5 protein-coding genes and 2 pseudogenes are annotated in these 5167 nt (G+C 71.7%); 1 reads left to right on the top strand and 6 read right to left on the bottom strand.

All coding sequences use genetic code 11. The features are described from left to right. The 3 genes and pseudogenes from SZN_RS35180 to SZN_RS35170 all read right to left on the bottom strand — a co-directional run. Positions 1-1077: pseudogene (locus tag SZN_RS35180) on the bottom strand (chromosome segregation protein ParM); the annotation flags it as partial. 81 nt (positions 1078-1158) lie between these two features. Beyond that, on the bottom strand, positions 1159-1578 hold the full coding sequence (locus SZN_RS35175) for a hypothetical protein (RefSeq protein ID WP_007504814.1): 420 nt from the start codon (positions 1576-1578) through the stop codon (positions 1159-1161). Between the two features lie 21 nt (positions 1579-1599). Next, complete coding sequence (locus SZN_RS35170; RefSeq protein WP_244313480.1) at positions 1600-2913, bottom strand: ATP/GTP-binding protein; 1314 nt, start codon at positions 2911-2913, stop codon at positions 1600-1602. Positions 2914-3351: 438 nt separating this feature from the next. Between SZN_RS35170 and SZN_RS41150 the strand changes: the two genes are divergently transcribed. After that, positions 3352-3738: a hypothetical protein gene (locus SZN_RS41150; RefSeq protein ID WP_139063664.1), complete on the top strand. Its 387-nt coding sequence runs from the start codon at positions 3352-3354 to the stop codon at positions 3736-3738. Positions 3739-3938: 200 nt separating this feature from the next. Here SZN_RS41150 and SZN_RS35165 read toward each other — a convergent pair whose 3' ends face one another. The 3 genes and pseudogenes from SZN_RS35165 to SZN_RS41745 form a co-directional block, all read right to left on the bottom strand. After that, on the bottom strand, positions 3939-4247 hold the full coding sequence (locus SZN_RS35165) for a hypothetical protein (RefSeq protein WP_007504810.1): 309 nt from the start codon (positions 4245-4247) through the stop codon (positions 3939-3941). Further along, positions 4244-4723, bottom strand: coding sequence for a hypothetical protein (locus tag SZN_RS35160; protein ID WP_007504808.1), 480 nt, complete (start codon positions 4721-4723; stop codon positions 4244-4246). Before SZN_RS35160 ends, SZN_RS35165 begins: the two co-directional genes overlap by 4 nt. Positions 4724-4836: 113 nt before the next feature. Continuing rightward, a pseudogene (locus tag SZN_RS41745) lies at positions 4837-5167 on the bottom strand (DUF2637 domain-containing protein); the annotation flags it as partial.

Below are 5167 nucleotides of genomic sequence, written 5' to 3'. Positions count from 1 at the left end.
CTGGCCGGTGATGGTGTACCCGCACACGTACATGCCCTTGTCGTCCGGGGTGAGCAGCTCGCGGGTCGCCCGGAAGATCTGCGACAGCGGCGGCTCATCGAACACGCTGATCAGGAACTCGCTGCCGTCCACGAGGACGAACACGCAGGAGTCGTCCTCGGGAATCTTCAGTCCGCGGCAGACCTTGGCGAGGTCGATGCGCGGCGTCTCGGTGGAGTCGGACATCTTCGCCCGGTAGAACGTCACCCCGCGTTCGTCGTCGCGGGTCTTGTGGACCAGCTCGGAGCCAGGGGCGCCGCCCTTGGGCGAGCCGACCTTGTCCATCCAGCGCTCCTGGTCGGTGGGGGCCTTGCGGCGGCGCTGGTTGGCGTCGGGGGTGATGCGGGCCTCCATCCAGCCGGGTCCGCCCTGGCGGCCGGGCTGGATGGCGACCTCCGCCAGGACCACGTCGCTGGAGTGCACGCCGAACGGCGCGGCGACCGCGGCCTCCGTGAGGCCGGTGATCGGCCGTCCGGTCTCCGAGGCGCGCAGCAGGATCGTCATGTCGTGCTGCATGCCGGTGTGGCGGGTGGCCTTGACGATGTGCGTGCGGCCGGGCATCCCGGCCTGCTCCCACAGCAGCCGCGCGTCGCGGGTGAGCAGGTCGGCTCCGTCGTCCGGGACGACTGGGGACGGCTCGGGCGCTTCGGCCAGTACCGGCTGCGGGGCCGGGGCAGCGACGGCGGGACGGTGACGGCGGCGGGTGTGCCGGGAGAACGGCATCACCAGGTAGCCGGCCGCCGCCCATCCGGCGGCGAGCAGCCCGTCCAGCCAGTACGGGCCGAAGCCGGTGGTGTGCCCGGCGGCGACGTCGACGGCGGCGGCCAGGACCAGCGGCGACCAGCGCAGGATCTTGCGCCCGGCGCCGGGCTCATCGCTCTTGTAGGCGAGGAACCATGCGCCGAGCCCGGCCGCGCCGGCGAGCTGCACGACCTGGTTGACGGGGCTGTCGGGGTAGACGTTGGGGGCCACGGCCAGCACGGGCGCGGCGAGGGTGTAGGCGAGGCGTTCGAGCGCGACACTGCGCGGCGTGGTCACCGGCTTCTCCTTCGGGAAACGGTACGGGCGGCCCCGTGATCTGCGGGGCCGCCCGTGGCGGGGTGGGTGGGGGAGTGGGGGTCAGTCGTTGAAGAAGCCCGGCTTGGGCGTCCTCTCGCGCCGGTTGGAGCGGATGTCGTCCAGCGCGCCGTACAGCTTGGAGTGGGTGCGCTTGGTCTCGTAGGTGAGGTCGGCGGTCTCCTGCGCGGTCTCGTGCAGCTTCTTGACCTGCACGCCGGCGCCCCCGAGGGCGACGCCGACGTTGCTGGTCAGCTCCACGAACTTCGGGTCGAGTTCCGCGTTGGCGACGTCGCGGGCCGCGTCCTCGGCACGCTTGCGGTTCTTCGCGATGCTGCGCACGAGTTCCTCGAGGCCGAGCCCGGCGTCGTCGAGCGCGCGACCGAGGGCGTCGAGCTTGGTCTGGACGGCCTTGTAGCGGTTGTCGCCGTCGGCCACGGCGGGCGCCGCGCTGCTGGGGCGGGGTGCGAGTTCGCTGCTCATCAGCGGGTTTCCTCCCTCGTCTTAGTCGTGGTGGGCGGCGGCCGACGTGTACTTCAGGCCCGCTTCTTCCTTCGCGGCCATGTCCTGGCCGTACACGCGGGCGACCATCGCGGCCGCGAGCTTGGCGGCCTCCAGGGCCAGACCGCACTCGGACGCGCACCGTTCGGCCAGCTGCTTCAACCGGGCCGCGGAGTCGGCCAGGTCCGAGATCAGCTCGGTGACTTCGGTGCTGACGTTGTGGTCGCCGATCAGGTCGGCGGCCATGTCCCGCAGGGCGTCGGCGACCTTGTCGAGGGCCTCCGCGAGGGCTTCGGCCCGCTCCTGGTCGGACGCGGCCTGGATGGCGATGTTCGCCATCTCCATCAGGTACTCGCCGAACGTGATGTCCGTGCGGTGCTGGGCGGCGAGGCCGCCCGCGCCGGACGGCCTGCTGACCTCCGAACTGCTCACGCTGCTCCCTTCCGTGCTGGTCGGCCGACTGGTGCCGGGCCGTGCGGTGTGCCGCTCCGGCGCGGGCGGCAGGCCCCGCACGCCGGTCGTGACGGCCGCCGGGCCGTCGGGGACGATGTCGGCGTCGACGATGTCGTCCTCGCCCTTGGCGTCGGTGCGCGGCGGGCGGGTGGGGCGGTCGGGCCACTCCACTGTCGGGGTGGAGTCCTCCGCGCCGAACGGGCTGTCCGCCCAACGGCCGCGCCGACCGGCACGCCCCGTGCGACCGCGCCCCGTCCGGCCGGTGCGACCGGTGCGGCGGGTACGTCCGCGCCGTCCGGCCCGGCCCGTGCTGCCCGTGCGCCGGCGCCGGAACCGCCGCCGCTTCTTCGCACCGTCAGACGCCCCGTCACCGGCCGTTGAGTCGGTGCCCGGCGTGTCACCCGCCTTGCCGTCCTTCGCGGCGCTGGAGGCCCCGTCGGGGGCGTCCTTGCCGGTCTTGGCGTCCTTGCCGTCGGTGCCCTTGGCCTTGGACTCCTTGTCCTTGTCCTTGGTCAGGTCCACCTTCTCGGTGCCGGCCGCCTTGGCGTCCTTCGCATCGGCCGCGGCCTTCGCGTCGGCGCGGCGCTTGTCGAAGCGGCGCTGGGCTTCCTCACCGATGGCCTTGCCCAGCGTGGTGCGGCCCGGGTCAGCCGACGCCGCGGCTTCCCGCTTCGCCTTCCGCGCCTCCGCCCGCTGAGCCTTCTTGGCCCGGCGGTCCTCCCACGCCTGCTGCCGCTGGGCGCGGGCCTGGTCGCGGTCCTTGCTCCGGTCTGCGACACCGGCGGCGTGCCCGGCGGTGCGCCGCTCCTGCCGCCCGGCCTGCCGGACCCCGGCGCGCTCCTGGCGGCCGCGGGCCCGCTCCACGCGGGCACCGGATGCCTGACTGGCGCCGTCACCACGGGAGTTGCCGTTCCGGCCGGAGCCGCCAGAGCCCGTCTGAGAGCCTTTCGACCCCCCGGACGGACCGCTGCGCCCGGAACCGGCTGCGCGGCCGCCAGAGCCCGACTGGGAGCCCTTCGTGCCGCCCTTGCCGCCTCCGCCGCCCCCGGTCGATCCCGTTCCCGAACGGCCGCCAGGGCCGCCGGAGTTGGAGCCGCGGGAGGATCCGGACCGGTTCGGCCCGGCGCCGGAGTTGTTGCGGGAGGCACCGCTGCCGCCCCCGCCGCGCGAGGACCCGCCCCCGCCGCCGGCCTTCGAGCGGCCCTTGTCCGCCCCCAGGCCGGAAGCGGACGACTTCGTGCGGTCGGCGTCCGCCTTTCCGCGCGCCGCCGCCTTGTCGCCCTTCGCTTTCATCATCGCGGCGTGGAGCTTTCCGTTCTGCTCCATCATCGCGACTTCCTGCGCGGTGCGGCCCTCCAGCAGCGCCGCCTTCCGTGCTATTTCAGCCTCACGGAAAGGCGCTTCGCTTTCGTGATTGGCCCGCGCCATTTCCAGGCGGAATTCCAACCAGTCACCGAGACGGTCAGCGAGAGAACGAGGCTGCTCATATTCGCCTTCCTCGTATTCGCCTTCATCTTCGCCGGTTTCCGGTGCGGCAATTCCTTCGGAGCGCAGCGCAGCGGACGGGTCCGGGACGGCCGGAATCGGCGGCAGTTCCATCGTCGTCTCCTCCGGGCTCTCCGGGGGAGCGGGCGGAATGTCTTCCGGCGGCGGAATGGTGTCGATGAAATCCGGCGTCGGCGGCAGTGAGTACGTGGAATCGCCGCTCCACGGGCCGTGGACCAGGGTTCCGCCGCCGGTGTCGTCGGGGTCGTCGGACACGGGCACCTCCCTTCCAGGGGACTTGACAGACGGTGGGGTCTCGTGTGCACGCGCGTGCACGTGCACGTGTGCACGCTTTACGCGCGCGAGGCCCCGCCGGAGCCCGGCGGGGCCTTCGTGGGTGACGGTCAGTTACGCGGGCCGTGCTGCTTCAGGACGGTGTCCGCGTACTGCATGAGGTGGTCGAACAGCCGCGGGTCGCCCGCCTGCCGCTTCTCCAGGACCAGCTTGAAGAGGCGGCAGACCAGCGTGAAAGCGGCGATGGCATCGCCGCGTCCGGCCTTGATTTCCCTCGTGATTTCGGACCGAGTAACGCGGAGCCAGAATTCCATCCGGCCGACTTCCCCGCGACTTTCGATCGCCTTGCGCTCTTCGTCCTGCAGCCAGCGGTTCCGCCCTTGAATGGAGCGTTCGGCGCTGCTGAGGGGGCGCGTCACGCCGACTCCCTCTTACCGAGGTCGTAAATCGACGTGGGACCACCATACCCGGAATTCTGGCCCTGCGCACCCTGCTGGGGCGGATTGGGTGCGGCCTGGAGGCTCGGCGGGTTCTTCTTCCGCTGCCTTTCCAGCTCCTTTTCCTTCCTGTCCTTGGCCGTATTCACCACGGCCTCGTCGTGGGCACGGCGCTTATAGGCGCTCTTTTCCAGGCCCTCGGTGAGGTTGTTCAGGTTCTTGAGGACCTGTCCGAGGGCCTTTTCCACGGGCATCGCCCGCAGCCGGGCGTGGTACCAGCGGTCGCCCTCCACGTGCGTGTCACGCAGGTGCACGCGGGTCTCGTGCGCGAGGGTCTCCAGGTTCTTGCCGATGTCCAGCAGGACCCGCTGAACGTCGGCCAGGTACCGGGCGGTTGCCTCCGGGCTCTGCGCAACGTCGCGCAGAGGGGAGTAGTTCGGGTCGTTGTTGCTGTTCACGGCGGGGATTCCCTCCTGGTGTACTGGTGGGGCTGGACTGCTTCCGGCAGTCGCAGCGAGGGCCAGCCCGCTTCCTTCGGGCTGGCCCTCACTGGTGTGTGCCGGACGGTGGATCAGGGGCGGTAGCCGTCGGCGATCAGCGCGGCGGCCTCCTGGCGGTACTTGGAGGCGGTGTCGGTGGACGACACGTTGAACTCGCGCTGCACGTCGGCGATCGAGACGACCCGGCACAGCTCCGGGTGGATGCCGTCAGCCTCCAGGCCGACGAACACCGCGCCGGCCGCGAACGCCATGCGCGCGACCTTGCGGACCGCCCGCTCGCGCGGCGTCAGCTTCGCCTCATCCTCGATTTCGGCGGCACGCTGCTCGACTTCGGCGGCGGCGAGCCGCCTTTCGGCAGCGGCGTACTCCGTTTCGGCCTCACGCTTGCGGGCCTCCTGCGTG

It is taken from the genome of Streptomyces zinciresistens K42, from assembly GCF_000225525.1.
Lineage (GTDB): Bacteria > Actinomycetota > Actinomycetes > Streptomycetales > Streptomycetaceae > Streptomyces > Streptomyces zinciresistens.
Note: the sequence above shows the minus strand (reverse complement) of the source record. Positions and strands in the feature narration are given on the sequence as shown.

Excerpts from the sequence above, each read along its gene's own strand:
- SZN_RS35175 (WP_007504814.1), bottom strand. The coding sequence starts at position 1,578 with ATGAGCAGCGAACTCGCACCCCGCCCCAGCAGCGCGGCGCCCGCCGTG.